At 62.7% G+C, this 18,579-nt stretch carries 16 protein-coding genes; 3 read left to right on the forward strand and 13 right to left on the reverse strand.

What is annotated here, in order from left to right:
* Window positions 1-30 precede the first annotated feature (30 nt).
* Entirely contained in the window at window positions 31-1,659 is a 1,629-nt protein-coding gene (locus EB835_RS10875) for an APC family permease (RefSeq protein ID WP_135809492.1), read from the reverse strand.
* A gap of 797 nt (window positions 1,660-2,456) precedes the next feature.
* Here EB835_RS10875 and EB835_RS10880 point away from each other — a divergent pair.
* Window positions 2,457-3,215, forward strand: coding sequence for an IclR family transcriptional regulator (locus EB835_RS10880; protein ID WP_135809493.1), 759 nt, complete (start codon window positions 2,457-2,459; stop codon window positions 3,213-3,215).
* Here EB835_RS10880 and EB835_RS10885 read toward each other — a convergent pair.
* From EB835_RS10885 to EB835_RS10900, 4 genes are read right to left on the reverse strand one after another with little or no spacing between them, the layout of a single operon-like run.
* Complete coding sequence (locus EB835_RS10885; protein ID WP_135809494.1) at window positions 3,206-4,081, reverse strand: HpcH/HpaI aldolase/citrate lyase family protein; 876 nt, start codon at window positions 4,079-4,081, stop codon at window positions 3,206-3,208. The genes EB835_RS10880 and EB835_RS10885 overlap by 10 nt on opposite strands.
* Complete coding sequence (locus EB835_RS10890) at window positions 4,078-5,319, reverse strand: CaiB/BaiF CoA transferase family protein (RefSeq protein WP_276605999.1); 1,242 nt, start codon at window positions 5,317-5,319, stop codon at window positions 4,078-4,080. Before EB835_RS10890 ends, EB835_RS10885 begins: the two co-directional genes overlap by 4 nt.
* The gene (locus EB835_RS10895; RefSeq protein ID WP_135809496.1) at window positions 5,316-5,573 is read right to left on the reverse strand and encodes a hypothetical protein; all 258 of its coding nucleotides are present in this window, start codon (window positions 5,571-5,573) and stop codon (window positions 5,316-5,318) included. The genes EB835_RS10890 and EB835_RS10895 overlap by 4 nt, the downstream gene beginning before the upstream one ends.
* A 10-nt stretch (window positions 5,574-5,583) precedes the next feature.
* Entirely contained in the window at window positions 5,584-6,933 is a 1,350-nt protein-coding gene (locus EB835_RS10900) for a TRAP transporter large permease subunit (RefSeq protein WP_135809497.1), read from the reverse strand.
* Between EB835_RS10900 and EB835_RS10905 the strand changes: the two genes are divergently transcribed.
* Together EB835_RS10905 and EB835_RS10910 are read left to right on the forward strand one after the other, a co-directional pair.
* Entirely contained in the window at window positions 6,899-8,467 is a 1,569-nt protein-coding gene (locus tag EB835_RS10905; protein ID WP_240688682.1) for an RraA family protein, read from the forward strand. The two genes, EB835_RS10900 and EB835_RS10905, sit on opposite strands and share 35 nt — an antisense overlap.
* A 568-nt stretch (window positions 8,468-9,035) precedes the next feature.
* Window positions 9,036-9,920 carry a helix-turn-helix transcriptional regulator gene (locus EB835_RS10910; RefSeq protein ID WP_276606000.1) on the forward strand — a complete coding sequence of 295 codons (885 nt, stop codon included), beginning with the start codon at window positions 9,036-9,038 and terminating at the stop codon, window positions 9,918-9,920.
* Between the two features lie 14 nt (window positions 9,921-9,934).
* Here EB835_RS10910 and EB835_RS10915 read toward each other — a convergent pair whose 3' ends face one another.
* From EB835_RS10915 to EB835_RS10950, 8 genes are all read right to left on the reverse strand, one after another.
* Window positions 9,935-11,344, reverse strand: coding sequence for an FAD-dependent oxidoreductase (locus EB835_RS10915; protein WP_205749921.1), 1,410 nt, complete (start codon window positions 11,342-11,344; stop codon window positions 9,935-9,937).
* Window positions 11,345-11,391: 47 nt separating this feature from the next.
* Window positions 11,392-11,718, reverse strand: coding sequence for a ferredoxin (gene fdxA, locus EB835_RS10920; protein WP_135809499.1), 327 nt, complete (start codon window positions 11,716-11,718; stop codon window positions 11,392-11,394).
* On the reverse strand, window positions 11,715-12,527 hold the full coding sequence (gene cobA / locus EB835_RS10925) for a uroporphyrinogen-III C-methyltransferase (protein ID WP_135809500.1): 813 nt from the start codon (window positions 12,525-12,527) through the stop codon (window positions 11,715-11,717). The genes fdxA and cobA overlap by 4 nt, the downstream gene beginning before the upstream one ends.
* Window positions 12,524-13,882, reverse strand: a complete 1,359-nt coding sequence (locus EB835_RS10930) for a sulfate adenylyltransferase subunit 1 (protein ID WP_135809501.1) — start codon at window positions 13,880-13,882, stop codon at window positions 12,524-12,526. The genes cobA and EB835_RS10930 overlap by 4 nt, the downstream gene beginning before the upstream one ends.
* On the reverse strand, window positions 13,882-14,823 hold the full coding sequence (gene cysD / locus EB835_RS10935) for a sulfate adenylyltransferase subunit CysD (protein WP_135809502.1): 942 nt from the start codon (window positions 14,821-14,823) through the stop codon (window positions 13,882-13,884). The genes EB835_RS10930 and cysD overlap by 1 nt, the downstream gene beginning before the upstream one ends.
* Window positions 14,820-15,581, reverse strand: a complete 762-nt coding sequence (locus EB835_RS10940) for a phosphoadenylyl-sulfate reductase (RefSeq protein WP_135809503.1) — start codon at window positions 15,579-15,581, stop codon at window positions 14,820-14,822. Before EB835_RS10940 ends, cysD begins: the two co-directional genes overlap by 4 nt.
* Window positions 15,578-17,305: a nitrite/sulfite reductase gene (locus tag EB835_RS10945; protein ID WP_135809504.1), complete on the reverse strand. Its 1,728-nt coding sequence runs from the start codon at window positions 17,303-17,305 to the stop codon at window positions 15,578-15,580. Before EB835_RS10945 ends, EB835_RS10940 begins: the two co-directional genes overlap by 4 nt.
* A gap of 139 nt (window positions 17,306-17,444) precedes the next feature.
* On the reverse strand, window positions 17,445-18,470 hold the full coding sequence (locus tag EB835_RS10950) for a sirohydrochlorin chelatase (protein WP_205749923.1): 1,026 nt from the start codon (window positions 18,468-18,470) through the stop codon (window positions 17,445-17,447).
* Between the last annotated feature and the right edge of the window lie 109 nt (window positions 18,471-18,579).

Raw genomic sequence — 18,579 nt, forward strand, 5'->3', positions numbered from 1 at the left:
GGGCCGCCTCGGCGAGGGTGAGGGTTTGTTTCACTCTCCGTCGATGTGTTCGGCGCTGGTCTCCTTGGTGTTCTCGACGTTGGCGATGACTTCCTCCGATTTCAGGCGGGTCTTGATGCCGACGTAGAAGACGATGATGGTGAAGATGGCACAGATCAGCTCGCCCCATCCGAACGTGAGCACGCCGATGGCGCCCTCGCCATAGTTGCTCAGCAGGCTGAGCACGGCCAGGCCGCCGAGCCACAGGATCATCCACCAGCCGGATTTGAACTGCAGCGGCGGGATCTTGCTGCGGTCGCTGAACACATAGTGCAGTCCGAGGACCACGTAGCCGAGCACCATCGCCAGGAACAGTTTCCAGTTCGTGTCCCAACCGGTCCAGAACACGATGAGGTTCGCGGCAAGGAACCCGAGGAATGGCAGGATGTCTCCGCCGGGCAGGCGGAACGGGCGCTCCTGATCGGGCAGCTGACGGCGCAGGGCCGCCACCGTGACCGGGCCGGAGCCGAAGGAGATGACGGTGCCGGAGGTGATGAACCCGACCATCTTCGCCCACGACGGGAACGGGAAGAACAGGAAGCAGGCGACGATGAACGTCACCACCAGCCCGAACCACGGAATGCCCTTCTTGTTCAGCTTCGTCATGGCACTCGGGGCATTGCCCACGCGAGCTTGCGAATACGACAGTCGCGGGGTGAGCGCGGTGAAGATCAGGCCGGTGTCAGCCGGGGAGACGACGGCGTCGATGTAGAGGATGATCGCCAGCCACATCGCACCGAGCATGATCGCGATCTCTGCCCACGGTCCTGCCGAGTTCGAGAACGACAGTCCGCCCCAACCGTCCTTGAGCAGGTCGGTGGGGATGGCGCCGATGAATGCGACCTGCAGGAGGATGTAGATGATGCCGGTGAGCACGATCGAACCGATGACAGCGAAGGGCACATTCTTCTGCGGGTTCTTCGTCTCGCCGGCGAACTCCACGCCCTGACGGAACCCGAGGTAGGAGAACACGATGCCCGCCGCCGGCAGGGAGGCGAATATCGGTGCCAGGCCGTTCGGGGCGAAGCCGCCGAACTCAGCCATGTGGAAATGTCCGGGGTTGAACGCGAGGATCGCCAGGACGACGAACACGAGGACGATGACGGCGAGCTTCCACCACACGAGCACATTGTTGAACTGAGCGAAGAACTTCACTCCGAACATGTTGATGACGCAGAAGACCGCGACCATCGCGATGCTCACGAAGATGCCGGGAACGGTGAGGACGAGGACGCCCTCCTTCGTCTCCATCAGCCATGGCATATAGCTCGAGGCGTACTGCACGGCTGCGAGCACCTCGATGCCGACGGTTCCCGCCGCCGACAGCCACGTGATCCATCCGCTGGTGTAGCTGGCGAACGAACCGAAAGCATAGTGCGGGTAGCGCACGACACCGCCGGCGACGGGGAACATGACACCGAGCTCGGAGTAGTTCAGCGCCACGAAGATGATGAGGATCGCGCCGAGAGCCCACGACAGGATCGCGGCGGGGCCGGCCATGCTCGCGGCGTCGAAGGCACCGAAGAGCCACCCGGAGCCGATGATCGACCCGACTCCGGTGAAGAGCAGCCCGGTCTTGCCGATATCGCGTTTGAGTCCTTTGTCGTGGACGACTGTCACGCTCGTATGCGAGCCCGATGACAGGGGACTGTGTGAGGGCACCTTTGCCTCCCAGGGTTGACGTCAGATTCTCGGCGGCCAGTTTTCTCCTGTCGATTCGTGATGTCAATTACATAACCGGGTTATCTCTCGAGGTCATGGACGCAGACGACCACGAACACGGTTTTTCCGTGTGCGGGGTCGAATGGTGGACCTTTTCGGGTCACTATGTGAGGTTTGCGTTCCAGAGCACCGTCTCAGGCCGTCGATCGGGCCACCGGCAGTCGGTTCTGTGAGCGTGAACCTAAACACCACATGACCATAGGGTCGGCGCGGAACTGCGTACACGCAGACCAAAAGAGCAGTGCACGACGCGAAAGTGACAAAATGCCGGCTTCGCCGAGGGGGGGGGACAGTCAATACGCGTGTACATCAGTCGCGCAGAGCCATCGGACTAGTCCAAGGTGAACGTTCAACCGCACGTTTCCCATCGAGGAGCTTCCACACAAATCGCCGGCCTGGTTTCAAACCCGACAGTATATTTTGCCCACAGCCATTACCATGTTCATTCTCCGTGTGAGCACAGTCGGCACCAAGACTTATGCAGCGATTGGAGACATCTGGGCGAACGATCTCATGTGGCTTCATAGATACCAAGCCTCATGACTTCTCGACTTCCAGGCAACAGCTGCGATCGTCTACCGTCGCTGACTTTGGAATAGCTCATCTAGAATGAGTCAAGAGGGCAGGCTCCCATTACATCGGTCGAGAGTCTGCTGGACAGATGATCTTCAACTTCCAGGATTCCAGGTAATCACATGTCGAAACCCTCGCAGCCGCATATCAGGGCTGTCGAACGATCCGTCGCGATTCTGCAAGCTCTGGAAAGAACTCAGCGACCTCTACGTCTCAAAGAGATCAGCGAAGCGGTCAAGCTGCACAGTGCAACTGTGTCGCGGGTCCTGGCTACCCTACAGGCCTCGAACTATGTCGTCGAAGAGGATCAGCGCTACCGCCTCGGTGCGGCGGTACTTCGACTCACGCACGGCTACTTGGTCAATGACCCTCTTAGCCAGTTCGCCCGGCCTGTCATGCAGAGCCTGACCAGACTGACCGGGCTGACATCGACCCTGCACCTGCTCAGCGGACTAGAGCGACTACTCTCGGTTCGAGTCGATGGCTTCGAACCGATGCAGTACCAGCAGCCGATCGGACGCTGGCTGCCTCTGTTTATCGGATCGGGTAAGACAATTGCTGCTTTCATGCCAGCACAACAACAGAAAGAAGTGGCGGCACTCGGTCACGGTCATGAGACGACCTCGCAACATGTGCTGACAGCCGCAGAGATCCTCAAGGACTTTGAGAGAATTCGACAGGATCGCCATCTGGTCTCCATCGGTGAACGCGATATCAGCATCGCGTCCATCTCTGTGCCCCTTTTCACAGACGAGACTGTCGCTGGCTCCCTGTCATTGACGGGACCCAGCGACAGCACGACGCAGGAACAGTTAGAAAAGATTCTGCCTTCCCTAATCTCAGCTGGCCACGAGATCAGCCGAATGAAAAGTTACAGCTGAGGCCTGGCAACACCCGCGCGTCGCAGAATAGTCTCCGCCCGAGTCACGAACGGCCGATCGACGAACTGCCCATCGGACAGCATCACTGCCCCGCTCCCCTGCGCTGAGATTCTCTCGGCGGCCTCGACGACTCTGTGTGCCCAGTCGACCTCCTCACTGTCGGGACGGAATGCGTCTCGCACGGTCTCCAGTTGCATGGGATGCAGGACGGTCCGGCCGAAGAAGCCCATCCCCCGCAGTCTGATCGAATCCGCTCGCAGACCGTCGAGGTCCTTGATTCGCGGATAGACGGAGCCTGTGGGTGCCTCTTTTCCTGCGGCGGCCAACGCCATGACCAGGCGGATACGGATCTGGTCGAGAACAGTTTCACCTTCAAGGTTGAGCGCCGCCCGCAGGTCGTTATCGCCTAAGGACACACTCGACGTTTCGTCTGCCTGGCAAAGTTCCTCGAGCGCAGCCAGACCAAGTGGTGACTCCAGCAGGATCTGGATCTTCTTTCCCGCGCTGACTACGGATTCGATTCGCCGAAGATCGGTCAACGATTCGACCTTGGGGACGCGAATCCCTTCAACAGCAGGCAGCTCAGCGATCGCGGTCAGATCATCGATTCCCCAGTGCGAATCCAAAGCGTTCACACGCACATAGATCCGTGAAATTGCTACGCGGCTGTCCGGTGGCTCGCTCGCGGGACGCTCGCTCACCGACGACAGAAACTCGACAAGCTCGGCTCTGGCGCTGATCTTCCGATCGACGTGGACAGCATCTTCGAGGTCGAAGATGACGGCATCGGCACCACGGTGCAGAGCTTTGTCCAACTTGCCGCCGCTCGATGCCGGAGTATAGAGCCAGGTGCAGATCTCGCTCATGAGACCACTCCTCGCGATCGCAGATCAGCAATCGTCTCCGCGTCCACGCCGAGTCCGGACAACACCTCGTCTGTGTCCTGCCCATGACCTCGCCCTGTCCATTCGACACGGCCTGGCGTGTGCGACATGCGGAACGGAACATTGAGCATCTTCATCGAGCCGAGATCCTGGTCGTCTATATCGATGACGGACCCCAGCGCCCTGTACTGTTCGTCCTCGATGATGTCCCCAGCGTTGTAGACTAAGGAGGCCGCGGCGTGCGCCTCCCGGAATGCCGCCAATGCGTCATGTGACGATTTCGTTCTCACCCAGTTGGCGACGGCATCGTCGAGTTCATCGGCGTGCTCGACCCGGCCCTTGGCCGACTTGAACCACTCCTGCTCGACATATTCACCGTGCCCGACAAGTTCGATGACCCGTTCGGCGATCGACTGTGACGAGGTCGATACCGCCAGCCACCGACCGTCGGCCGTTTCGTAGAGATTGCGTGGAGCATTGTTTTCCGATCGATTGCCCAACCGTTTGGGCACCAGGCCCAACTGGTCGAAGACGCTCACCTGTGGGCCCAGTGCCGAGAGCATGGGTTCGATGAGTGACATATCGATGTGCTGCCCCTGGCCGTCAGACAGGCGCGAATGCACCGCCGTCATCGCAGCGAAGGCCCCCATGATTCCGGCTATGGAATCGGCTAGCGCCAAGGGCGGCAGGGTGGGTGGACCATCGGGTTGGCCTGTCATCGACGCGAACCCGCTCATCGCCTCGGCGAGGGTGCCAAATCCCGGCTCACTGGATTTGGGGCCGAACTGCCCGAACCCGGTGACGCTGATGACGATCAGGCCCGGATTGATCTCCGAGAGAGCCTCGTATCCCAGCCCCCATTTGGCCATGACACCGGGGCGAAAGTTCTCCACGATGATGTCGACGTCCGTGACGAGGCTGCGAATAAGATCTGCGCCGGCAGCCTCTTTGAGATTGACTGCGACAGTCTTCTTATTGCGTCCAAGGGTCTTCCACCACAGCCCGGTTCCGTCCTTTTGAAAACCGTGCCCGCGTGCCGCATCCGGCTGCTTCGGGTTCTCGATCTTGACAACCTCGGCCCCGTAGTCGCCCAGGAGAGTCGCACACATCGGGCCTGCGAATAGGGTCGACATGTCGAGCACCTTGAGGCCGCTAAGCGCACCTCGTGATGATTCGGCTTCCTTTGGTGAGCTGGTGGGTTGTTGCTTCAAGTCTGTCACTCCTCCTCGTCAGCGGATGTTGCTGACTTGTCCGTGTAGGTATAGATGAAAGCAAGGATCCCGCTGATCGAAGCTAGCACCACTGCAGGGGCGTTAAGCGTGCTCGACGCCCAGGTCACCAGGGTCGGGCTCGTTGCGAACAGACCGATGATCTGGGCGAACACGAGAACGAACCCGGTGATGAGAAACAGGCTGAATACGAAGACGAACAGCGACCGGATGAGGCGCGAGCTCAAAGCTGTGGGCTGAGTCATGAGACTTCTCCTAACCCTGCGTCGGCACGGGGAGAACCCCGATGCCCACCAGCACCGCGATGAGCAGCACCGGCAACAGGTAGTAGATGATCAGGGGGATGAATGTCGATTCCGGTTTCGCCTTGACGATGCCTGATGCGATGAAGATCGGCGCTGAGGCGGGTGGTGAGGACCCTTCTGTCGATGCCGCAACCAAGACCACCGTGATCGCAATGACCGGGTCGATGCCTACGGCGATCATCGACAGCATCGACACTTGCCCGATGGCGGAGACCGTGGCAGTTGACGACAGCGGACCCGCAATGAGGGCCACGAGGATGACGACAAGCGCGACGAGGACCCACTTCGGCACGTCCATGTTGCTGAGGGTGTTCTCGATGTCTCGCGCCAAACCGAGTTCAGTGAGCACCGAGCTCGCAGCGATGGCGAAGAAGAGCAGAACACCGATGGGGGCCAGTCGAGGGATCGAACCGGCGATCAGCTCGTAGAGTCCCCGCCCCGTCTTGGGGATCTTCTTCCACCCGATGAGCACGGCGAAGAGAATGATGAGAATCGGGATCCACGTGATGATCGAGATATCGCCCATGGCGTCTCCGACCTCTGTCGCATTCTCAAAGAAGGCGGCCAGGGGCCCGATGGTGACGGCGATCGGAATGAGTGCGCCGAGGTATATGAGGATCGGCACGCGACCCTGCTTCCAGGCTTGGCTCTTCGAGAGCACGTCGATGCCATCACTAGCCTTGATGTTGTCTCGCCACACGAAGTAGGTGATCAGCAGAAGGCGGTAGAAGACTTGGTAGAGACCGCTGACCAGCAGTGCGAGATAGACGGAGCCGGTCGATGCCAATCCCCCGGCGAAGCCGAGCATGATGACCATGGACGTACTCGGCGGAAGGGCGGCGCCCATCGCCGAGTTGCCCGCGACGACCGTCGCTGCCCGGGACGGCTTCCACCCCTCCTTGACCATCCACGGCCCGGTGATGGCACCGGTTGAGGCGGCGTTGCCCGAGTTCGATCCGGACAGAGCACCCATGACACTGGATGCGAGGGTGTCGACATAGGCAGGTCCACCACGGATCTTGCCGAACACTGAGTTCAGCAGGTCGAGGATCTTCTGCATAATTCCAAGCTGGTCGATCAGATACGTCATGAAGACGAATCCAAGTGCCGCGTAGACGACTTCGTTCTCCGTAGTCGAGGCGATGCCATCCCACGCGACGGTAAGCGCTTGTGGGCCGGCGAACAGACATGTGGCAATGAAGCCTATGATCATGGCTTCACTCATAGAGCGCTTAAAGGCAACGTTCCACACGATCAGAACCGCGATGAACACCAGCAGCGCAATCAACGCAATGGGCATATGTCTCCTTCGTCAAGCCCTACGGTTTGCATCTGGTGCAATTGACATTCGTACTATGCGATTTCAATGCACTAGAGGTACAGTACGTGGCAACGGTCACAAGCGCAAGAGCGAGTGCCGAACAGGGATTTCCCGACAACTTTCGCATCACTGCAACGGAGGAATAATGCGCGTATCTATTCTGGGTCTCGGAGAAGCAGGCCGAGTCTTCTCATCAGCTTTCGCGACAGCCGGGTGGAATGTCTCTGCCTTTGATCCGGCGGACACACCGACCCCGGAGAATGTCGCCCGATTCGACTCTGTAGGCCCGGCAGTCGCTGATGCCGACCTCATCCTCAGCCTCACAACTGCACGCTTCGCGGCCGGCGCCGCCGCGGATGCAGGTCCGCACCTGAAGGACGACGCGGTCTTCATTGACCTCAATGCCGCGTCGCCTGAGCGTAAGCGCAAGGTCGCCGCAGCCCTGGGCAACAAGACTCAGCTAGTCGACGGCGCCGTCCTCGGCTCTGTGATGAAATTCGGCCCGAACGTCACGGTGCTCCTCGCCGGCCCACAGGCACAGTGGGGCGCATCACTGCTGTCTCAGATCGGCGCCGAGTCGATTGCGATCGGTGAGGAGATCGGCTCGGCTTCGCAGCGGAAACTGGTCCGCAGCGTATTCGTCAAGAGCCTCGCCGCGTTGATCGCAGAGTCAATGGATGCCGCACGGGCCTTTGACGGCGAGCAGTGGATGAAGAAACAGATCGCGGAATGGCTCACCGACGGTGATTCGACTATCGATCGCCTCGACCACACGACACGCCTGCACGCCGGCAGGCGCAGCCATGAACTCGAGGACAGCCTCGGCGTGCTGGCTGAGCTCGGGGTCACCTCCACCGTCACCGAGGGCGCCCTGGCCACCCACCTGCGGTATGCGCGGTCGAACACCGCGGATATTGCAACTGCTCTAGCCGAGGTTCCAACTCCCGCCTTGGGCGATGCCAATGAGCGTCGTGGACTCATGCACTCCGCAATCAAACCAACCTGGACATCCCCACGCATCGCTGGGCGCGCATTCACAATCGAGACGAGAGCGGGCGACAACAAGGCGATCCACGACGCAATTGCCGACATCCGCCCGGGCGACATCGTCGTTATCGACGGTCGCGGCGAAACAGAACGCGCCCTAATCGGGGAACTGATCGCCGAGCGTCTCCGCGATGCCGGCGCCGTTGGAGTCGTTTTGGACGCAGCAGTTAGAGATGCCAACGGGATCGCAGAACTCGGCTTTCCAGCATTTGCCCGCTCGGTGACTCCTGCTGGCCCCTACCGCCACGGGCCCGGTCGTTCGCAGATACCGATCTCCATCGGAGGTGTAGTCTGCCAGCCCGAGGACTATATTGTGGCTGATGAAGACGGAGTTATGGTAGTGCCTAAGTTGGAAGCCGAATCAATTCTGCAACGTGGCCGCGCAAAGCTTGAAGCTGAGACGAAGCAGAGCGAGGACCACCGGAAGTTGATTCAACAAGGCATTGACCACATGAGTACAAGATGAGCTACTTGGCTTTAGATCCACCACGAGGACGCCACAAGAACCGGAATAGCTGAGCGTCTCCTGCCTTCAAGTCCAGTACCTTTTACTGCCCCGCGTCGAGATTCTGAAACTAATTCAAGTTCCTCCTTCTGCAATCCCTGTTCAAGTGTCGTCGTCCGCACAAAAGGAGTGCTTGCGCTTGGTTTGGCACTTTTGTTGGAGTGGCGCATTGGCCGAATCTCAGATCCAAAGAACCGTGGCCGGGCCATCCAAAGTGATCATCCGACGATGCGCACAGCCGTCTTCTTACATCCGGCATATGAATTAGTATGCTGGAAATACGAGCCGAGAGACTTGACGGTCTGCGTCTATCGCACGTCTTCCCCTCTCGGACAGAAGATTTAAAGGGGCCTCGCCAACGACGGGGCCCTTTATCTGTGAGGAGAACTCAAGCCGCACAACCACCGACAACAGGCCAATAGAGTGGAAACTGACAAACTGATACTTGTAAACATGCAATTGCAAGTATCAGTTTGAAAGTTTGACCTGCGCGCGGCCCTCAGCTTCCGGCGTTCGATTCCACGGTCAGGTGGGCCCGTGCCTCGGCGAACATGGCCTCACGGATAGAATTGCGCATACGCAATCGGCGGGAGAACGACGCTTGGAAGCATCTGCAATCATCAAGAAGATCCGGACTTCGTCTGGAATCACTCGCAAAGAGCTCGCTCAGTTAGCTAACGTATCGCCATCGACCATCGGTCGCATCGAGCGCGGAGAGATGGACCCGACGTGGGCGACGATGCAGAAGATTCTCTCTGCATCTGGCCGCCAGACTAACGGGACTTCCGTCGTTTCCAGCGGAGACACCTCAGCGATCCGTGCTGCTGCACCTCTCTTCACCGAGCTCTTTCTATGTGCTGAGAAAGCATCTGTACGAGCGGCCACCGCGGCGGCCTCCGCGATGGAAGCCGTCGGCGATCCGTGGGCAGAACGATGGAAGCGGGCGGGATGGCTTAATGACTCGATGGGTCTGGATGACCTGATCGCAATCGCCGTGTCGGCAGGCATCGCCGGTACGATTGCCCGGCGTCCGGCAACTAGATCTTCGGTGGCCATTGAAGGCGGTTGGCGAACACTCGTCGACCGACTGAAGACGAGTGAGTTCGATTATGCCGTGACTGGATTCGTCGCGACACGGCGAGACCGATCCGAACAGACCGCCGGTGCTCCGTACGTCTATGTCAGCGATCCACGAGCAGCGGCTGAACCCATCGGCCTGATTCGAGCACGCGCAGGGCAAGGAATTCTCCTCCTCGAGGCTGAACTCGACGACCTGAATCAGGTTGAAGTCGAAGGAGGAGTCCGCTTCGTCCCGAAGGCACGAGCACTGCTCGACGCTTTCTCCGGTCCAGGCCGCGATCCGGACAAAGCCGAAGACCTGCTCCGCACAATGTGGGAACAGGTCTTCGGATAAGAACCTCGGCCCCCTCAGCTCCCGGCATTCACCTCCGCGGTCAGATGGGCGCGCGCCTCGGCGAGCATGGCCTCGCGGGTCGCGATCTTCACGCGTTCACGCCCTTCGGCCTCGCCGAGCGCCTTCTCCGCGGACTCGAGCCGGTGGTAGCCCTCCCAATCCGTGAAGTCGACGCCCTTTGATTCGAGCAGCTCGACGATCGACCGCTGGCCCGGGTACACGGGTTCGGTCAGCGCACCGGCGTCCTGATCATCAAGGATGTGCCCGATCGTCTCCAGCGCATCGCCCTTCGTATGCCCGATGAGCCCGACGGGTCCGCGCTTGATCCACCCGGTCGCGTACACGCCGGGGATGACGTCCGCCTCGGCGGCCTGGCTCTGATCATCGGCATCGACGACACGGCCCTCGTGATTGGGAATGACCCGCTTGGCCTCGTCGAAGGGCAGCTGCGGCAGCTGCGTGCCCGCATACCCGATCGCCCGGTACACGGCATCGATGTCCCAGTCGTGGAACTCTCCCGTCCCCGTGACCCCACCAGTTCCGTCGAGTTCCTGACGTTCCGTGCGCAGCCCGGTCACCCGATCCTCGCCGAGGATGGCCACCGGTGCATGGAGGAAGTGCAGGTGCAGACGGCGCTTCGCCCCGGTCTCCTCCCGCATCGCGAAGTCCGTGAGCGTCTTCGTCACCTGCTTGACCTGGTTGCTCGACTCGATGGCCTCGAGCGAGCCCTGGTCGAACTCGTAGTCCTCGGCGTAGACGATGATGTCGACATCGGCGACCTGCCCGAGTTCACGCAGCTCCAGCGGAGTGAACTTCGCCTGCGCGGGACCCCTGCGACCGAACACGTGGACATCGGTGACCTGCGAGGACTTCAGTCCCTCATAGACATGGTCGGGGATCTCCGTGGTGTGCAGGTCATCGGCCTGCTTCGCGAGCACCCGGGCCACGTCGAGGGCGACGTTTCCGTTGCCCAGAACCGCGACCTTCTCCGCCTCCAGCGGCCACGTCTGCGGAACGTCGGGATGCGAGTCGTACCAGTTGACGAAGTCGGCAGCCCCGTACGATCCGGGCAGGTCGATGCCCGGAAGGTCCAGCGGTGCGTCGACGAAGCAGCCGGTGGAGAAGATCACCGCATCGTAGCGGTCGGTGAGCTCGCCGAGATCGATATCGACTCCGTATTCGACGTTGCCGAACAGGCGGATGTCACCCCGGTCGAGGACCTTGATGAGCGCATTGATGATGCCCTTGATCCGCGGATGGTCGGGGGCGACACCGTAGCGGACGAGCCCGAAGGGTGAGGGCAGGCGTTCGAACAGGTCGATGCTTAAGCTCAGGTCGTGTTCGGCCTTGGTCAGCAGGTCAGCGGCGTAGATGCCGGCAGGTCCGGCGCCGATGATGGCCACTCTGAAAGGGGTAGCTGGCATGAGATTCCTTGATCAGTCGTCGTAGTTCTGCGAGGAGTCGCTGGTGTTCAGTCGTCGGCGTTCTGCGGCGCCAGAGCAGCGATGAAGGGATGGTCTTTGTCGATGACCCCGTGGGCGGCTGCCCCGCCCGGGGAGCCGATGTCGTCGAAGAATTCGACGTTGGCCGCGTAGTAGGCCTCCCATTCGTCGGGCACATCGTCTTCGTAGAAGATCGCCTCGACGGGGCACACTGGCTCGCAGGCCCCACAGTCGACGCATTCATCGGGATGGATATAGAGGGAGCGGGTGCCTTCGTAGATGCAGTCGACCGGGCATTCTTCGATGCAGGCTCGGTCCTTCAGGTCCACGCACGGCTGGGCGATGATGTAGGTCATGGGTTCCTCACGAGTTCGGATTCGCAAGCTGCAGCAGGCTCGGTCGCCGAGGTGAACGCACCATCGGCGTAGGGGCTCAAGGTCACGACATCACCGGCGACGATGACGGCCGGTGATCGCACGCCTCGGCGAGCGGCTCGAAAGGCGATATCGTCCAGAGTTCCGATGGTCACCCGCTGGTCCTCACCGAATCCGTCCTCGACGATCGCGACCGGGCAGTCGGGTCCGCGTCCGCCTCGGGCGAGCACCATCGCCGTGTTGATCAGCGTCCCCACGCCCATGAGCACGACGACGGTGTGATCGCGTCCCCCGCCGATCTCGGCCAACTGGTCGTGACCTGTCACAACCGTGTACGAGGTGGCCACGCCTCGGTGGGTGAGCGGGATTCCCGCGACCGCGGGAACGGAGTTCGCACTGGTCACGCCGGGTACGACACGGACATCGACTCCGGCGGCCCGGCAGGCGATGACTTCTTCTCCCCCACGTCCGAGGACGAACGGGTCCCCGCCCTTGAGACGCACGACCCTGTGACCGCGCTTCGCCTGTGCGATGAGGATGTCGTTGATCTGCGACTGCGGCACCGGATGATGGCCCGGCTGCTTGCCGACATCGATGATCTGCGCCGCCAGGGGTCCACCCCGTTCGGCTTCGAGCTGATCGATGACCGACCTGGCGCCGAGGCGGTCGGCCACGATGACATCGGCCCTCTCCAATGCGCGCAGACCGGTGACGGTGAGCAGTCCGAGATCGCCGGGTCCAGCCCCGACGAGCAGCACGCTGCCGGGCTGTTGTGGGAGGAATAGTGTCATGAGGTCGGTTCCTCTGCTGATGAGGGCTGATCGGGAGTGTGGATTCCAGCCGCGAGCGTATTTCCCGACTGCGAGTCGATGACGACGAAGGCGCCGGCCGTGCCGTGTTCGCGGAAGTCCGGGACCGGCAGCTCGGCGGACAGCTTCAACTGTGCCAGTCCGATGTCGTTGCCGGCGAGCACCTCGGCGGTCTCGAGTCCGGCGGTCTCGAGGTTGCGTTTGGCCTCGATGGTGACGATGCCCTTCACGGTCGTCGTCCCCGTCTTGATGAGCACCCGGTCACCCGTGCGCAGACCCTCGGCCGTGAAGGGAAAGACCTCGGCACGCAGCTCCCGTCGCGGCGTGGGCAGGGTGCCGGCCGCGGCGATGACGCTGCCGCGGGCGGTATCGACGTCATCGGCCAGCCGCAGCGCCACCGACAGCGGCGCACTCGCAGTCTCGAGCGGACCGCTGGCGGTATCGATTCCGGTCACGGTCGTCCTGATCCCGGCGGGGTGGATCTCGATCTCATCGCCGAGGCTGACCCGCCCGGCCGTGATCTGTCCGGCCACCGCCCGGTAGTCCCGGAATTCCTCGGGGTCGAGTCCCGGAGCCAGTCCCCCTTGCGGACGCAGCACGGTCTGCACATCGAGGCGGAAGGCTTCGAGGTCGGCGGTGTCTTCATCCGCGCTCGGCAGGGTCTCGAGCAGCTCGAGCAGCGCCGGACCCTGATACCAGGGAGTGTTGTCCGAGGTGGCGGCGATATTGTCTCCGGCCAGTGCGGAGATCGGGATGAGGTGCGGGGTCTCGAGGCCGATCTCGTTCGCGAGGGCCCGCACATCGTTCTCCACGGCCTCGACCGCAGACTGGTCGAAGTCGATGAGGTCGATCTTGTTGATGGCGATGATGACGTGGCGGATGCCGAGTCGGGAGACGACGGTGAGGTGCCGGCGGGTCTGCTCGGTCGCTCCGGTGCGGGCGTCGATGAGGACGACGACGGCATCGGCGGTCGAAGCTCCGGTGACCATGTTCCGGGTGTACTGCACGTGCCCGGGGCAGTCGGCGAGGATGAACGACCGGCGGTCGGTGGCGAAGTAGCGGTAGGCGACATCGATGGTGATGCCCTGTTCGCGTTCGGCCCGCAGTCCGTCGGTGAGCAGAGCGAAGTCGAACTCTCCGCCCAGGAACCCGCGTTCCCGACTGGTCGCAGTCACGGCGGCGAGCTGGTCGGCGAGGATCGCCTTCGCATCGTGGAGGAGTCTGCCGACGAGGGTGGATTTGCCGTCGTCGACGGATCCGGCGGTGGCAAACCGCAGCAGCGTCTTCGTCGTCGTGTCCAACGAGGCGGTCGTATCGGTGGTGGTTGTGGTCGTCATCAGAAGTACCCGTCCTTCTTGCGGTCTTCCATCGCCGCGGCCGAGATCCGGTCGTCGGCGCGAGTGGCTCCGCGCTCGGTCACGGTGGTGGCGGCCACCTCGGCGAGGATGGATTCGAGATCGGTCGCCTGCGATTCGACGGCACCGGTGCAGCTCATATCGCCGACGGTGCGGTAGCGGACCTGACGGTGGGTCAGCGTCTCCCCCTCTCGCGGGGTGGAGAATTCGCCGGTGGCCCACCACATGCCGTCGCGGTGGAAGACTTCGCGGTCGTGGGCGAAGTAGAGCTCGGGCAGGTCGATGCCTTCGCGGGCGATGTAGCTCCACACGTCGAGTTCGGTGAAGTTCGAGATCGGGAAGACGCGCACATGTTCGCCGGGCAGGTGGCGGCCGTTGAAGAGATTCCACAGTTCGGGACGCTGGCTGCTGGGGTTCCAGCCGCCGAATTCGTCCCGCAGCGACAGGATCCTCTCCTTCGCCCGGGCCTTGTCTTCATCCCGGCGGGCGCCGCCGAAGACGGCGTCGAAGCGCCCGTTGGTGATCGCGTCGAGCAGCGGCTGGGTCTGCAGGGTGTTGCGTGTTCCGTCGGGGCGTTCGCGCAGACGGCCGTCGTCGATGTAGTCCTGGACCTTCGCCACCGTGAGGTCGAGGCCGTACTTCTCTGCGGTCTCGTCGCGGAAGCGGATGATCTCCGGGAAGTTGTGGCCGGTGTCGACGTGGAGGAGTCCGAACGGGATCTTCGCCGGCCAGAACGCCTTCGCCGCGAGGTGGAGGACGGTCACGGAGTCCTTGCCCCCGGAGAACAGCAGCACGGGGCGTTCGAACTCGGCGGCGACCTCGCGGATGATGTGGATCGCTTCGGATTCGAGGACGTCGAGGGTCGACAGGGTGGTCGGTGCCGCCTCGGTGGTCGGGCTGGTGGTGTGGGTGGTGATGCTCATGTGTGGAGTCCGCATTCTGTTTTGTTCGATCCGGCCCAACGACCGGCGCGGGGGTCTTCCCCTTCTGCGACGGGGCGAGTGCAGGGCTGGCAGCCGATCGACGGGTACCCCTGCGACAGCAGCGGGTTGACCGGGACGTCGAAGGCGCGCGAGTAGTCGAGGAGGTCATCGAAGGACCATGCGGCCAGCGGGTTGACCTTGACGAGTCCGTTCTTCTCATCGAAGGTGATCAGCGGTGTGTTCGTCCGGGTCGGGGCCTCGTCGCGGCGGACGCCGGTGAACCAGAGTTCGTAGCCGTTCAGCGACTTGCTCAAGGGTGCGACCTTGCGGCGGGCGCAACACAGGCCCGGGTCGCGGGCGAAGAGGTTTTGGCCGAATTCGGCGTCCTGCTCTTCCACGGTCTGCTCCGGGAGGACGTCGACGATGTGGACGTCGACACGGTTGGCCACCTCGTTGCGGGTGTCATAGGTCTCCGGGAAGTGGTAGCCGGTGTCGAGGAAGAGGACGTCGACGCCGGGCTGGTACTGGGCGACGTAGTGCGGCAGGGCGGCGTCGGCCATCGAGCAGGCCACGGCGCAGGCTTCGGTGTCGAAGTTCCGGGAGACCCAGCGGATGACGTCGGCAGGGTTGGCCTCGGCCACTCCGTTGTCCGGGTCACCGGCGAGTTCACGGGACCCCGCCTCGGCGAGGGCTTTGAGTTCTGCGACGGGACGCGGTTCCGGGCGCAGGCTCCGTCGGGGTGTGGCGGTGTGGGTCATTTCAGCTCCTCTTCGTCGACGCGGTTGGCCCATTCGGAGAACGTCTCGGTCTCCGCCCGGCCGGCGAGGAAGCGGCGGACGAGGGTTTCGACGTATTCGGTGAGGTTGTCGGCGGTGACCTTGAGGCCGCGGACGGTGCGTCCGAGCCCGGCTTCGTCACGGTCCTTCGAGGCCAGGCCTCCGCCGACGTGGACTTGGAAGCCGGGGACCTGTTCGCCTTCGTCGGTGGTCACGATCTGACCTTTGAGTCCGATGTCGGCGGTCTGGATGCGGGCGCAGGAGTTCGGGCAGCCGTTGAGGTGGAAGCTGATCGGGTGGGGCAGCTCCTCGATGTCGGCGAGGCGTGCTTCGAGCTTCTCGACGGCATCGGCGGCGGTCTGCTTGGTCTCGACGATGGCGAGCTTGCAGAATTCGATGCCGGTGCATGCGATCGTCGAGCGGCGGAAGAGGTCTTTGCGGCTGGACAGGCCGAGGGCGTCGAGGCCGGCGACGACGTCATCGACATCGGCTTCATCGATGTCGAGCAGCAGGACCTTCTGGTGCGGGGTGGTCCGCAGCCGGGTGGACCCGAACTTCTCGGCGAGGTCGACGAGCTGGCCGAGCAGGGTGCCCGAAGCACGGCCGGCGATGAGCGTGACGCCGATGTAGTAGCGACCGTCGGCCTGTTGGTGCACGCCGACGTGGTCGCCTGCAGTGAGCGGTTTGGCGGGTGCGGGGCCGTCGGCGAGCGTGTAGCCGAGGTACTCGGTCTCAAGGATCTCGCGGAACTTCTCCGGTCCCCAGTCGGCGAGCAGGAATTTCAGGCGGGCCTTGTTGCGCAGGCGGCGGTAGCCGTAGTCGCGGAAGATCTGAGTGACGCCGAGCCAGGTGTCGACGACCTGGTCGGGGGCGACCCAGGTGCCGAGGCGTTCGGCGAAGCGGGGGACGACGGACAGGGCGCCGCCGACCCACAGGTCGTAGCCGATGCCGTGTTCGGGGTGCTCGACGGCGACGAAGGAGCAGTCGTTGATCTCGTGGACGACGTCCTGGCTGGGGTGGCCGGTGATCGCGGTCTTGTATTTGCGCGGCAGGTTCGACAGTGACTGGTCGCCGATGTAGCGGCGTGAGATCTCTTCGATCGCCGGGGTCGGGTCGATGAGCTCGTCGGCGGCGATGCCGGCTACGGGTGAGCCGAGGATGACGCGGGGGACGTCGCCGCAGGCCTCGGTGGTCTGCAGGCCGACGTCTTCGAGGCGGCGCCAGATCTCGGGCATGCTCTCGATCTCGACCCAATGGAGTTGGATGTTCTGGCGGTCGGTGAGGTCGGCGGTGCCGCGGGCGAACTCGTTGGAGATGTCTGCGATGACCCGCAGCTGTTCGGTGGTCAGCTTGCCGCCGTCGATGCGGATGCGGAGCATGAAGTATTCGTCTTCGAGTTCATGCGGTTCGAGCTTCGCGGTGCGGCCGCCGTCGATTCCGGGCTTGCGCTGCGTGTACAGCCCCCACCAGCGAAAGCGTCCGTGCAGGTCATCGGAGTCGATCGAGGAGAATCCGCGCTTGGCGTAGATGGTTTCGATGCGGTCGCGAACGTTGAGGCCGTTGTCTTCGGCCTTGTCGATCTCGTTTTTGTTCAACGGTTCATGACCGTCGATCTTCCACTGCCCATTGGACTTCTTCGGGCGGGCGGGGCGCTTTGATGTGCGTTTACCTGCCGTTTCCTTGTTCTCTTCCACCTGAGTGGACATTGCTGTCTCCAAACGCTGAGGGGAACCAGTGACGAATCACGCTACATGAATGCCGAATTGCTCAACAAATAAGTAGAGGCTTTGTGTCATGGAATGACATAAGACGACACAGACCGGCGGTGAGCGCGGCGCTGTGCGCTTAGGCGTTGAGCATCTGCGGGGCGGAGCCGTGAGGGTGGGCGGCGTCATGAGCGTGGGCGGTGTCATGAGCGTGGGCGCGGGCGTACTCGTGGGCGCCGTCTTGGGCGTGAGGGCCGTGAGCGCCGCTGTCGGTGCGCGTTCCGCCGAGGTTGCCATCGTGGCAACAGGCGCGGACACCAACCTGAGTGTGAGTGCCGTTGGGGTCGCCATCGTGGCCGCAGGCGTGGACGCCTTCGCGGACTTGGCCGCGGGCGTTGACGCCCTCGTGAACTCGGTCGCAGCCGTGGATGCCTTCGCGAACTCTGTCGCGGACAATATCGACGAGTCGGTACGGCACCGCGGCACTCCTGCCGCCGCCGGAGAGCAGGGGCGGAGCGAGAACGCCGGACGAGTCACTGCCGCCCGCGGCCACGAGTTTGCGTGCGAGATCGTCAAAGAAGCCCGGGGCCAGCAGATAATTCGCGAGCACAGGTTGGGCGCCGCGGCTCCGACTCTCTTCGACGATGTCCTTCAACGGCACCCCTCCACCGGCGAGGAATCCGACCTCAACGGGACGCTCGAGCTCTGCGGCCAGCAGCCTGCCCACCTCACGGCAGGACTCGTTCGCCCGCTCGTCGCTCGATCCTGCCGCGGCAAGGATCACGTCATCACCTTCACGCAGGGGCGGGAGGCGGTCGGCGAGAATTGCTGCCAGCCGCGGGTCGGGCCCGAGAGTGGGGGCAAGCCGAACGTCGCGGCCGGCGGCTTCGGCACGGCTGACTGCCTCGGCGAGGTCGACATGGACGTGATACCCCGGCGAGAGCAGCAGAGGCACGAGGACGACGGGACGGTCGGCAGGAAGACGGGCGATCACCTCGTCGACGTCGGGCGCCTGGACGTCCACATGGCCGAGCATCACCTCGCCTGCAAGCCCACGGATGCGCAGGTCCGTGGCGACTTCTGCCGCGAGCACCTCGATGAGGACCTGACCGGTCGGCGATGAGGTTCCGTGGGAGATCAGACCCACCGACGGCAGCCCCGTCACTGCCCACGCCCCTGGGCCGGATCCGTCGATTGCTCAACGACAGTGAGCGTCGCACTGGCGGCGATCATTGTGTTTCCATGCATCCGTACAGCGTAACCGAAGAGTTTCG

The sequence above is a fragment of the Brevibacterium sp. S22 genome (assembly GCF_004745485.1).
Lineage (GTDB): Bacteria > Actinomycetota > Actinomycetes > Actinomycetales > Brevibacteriaceae > Brevibacterium.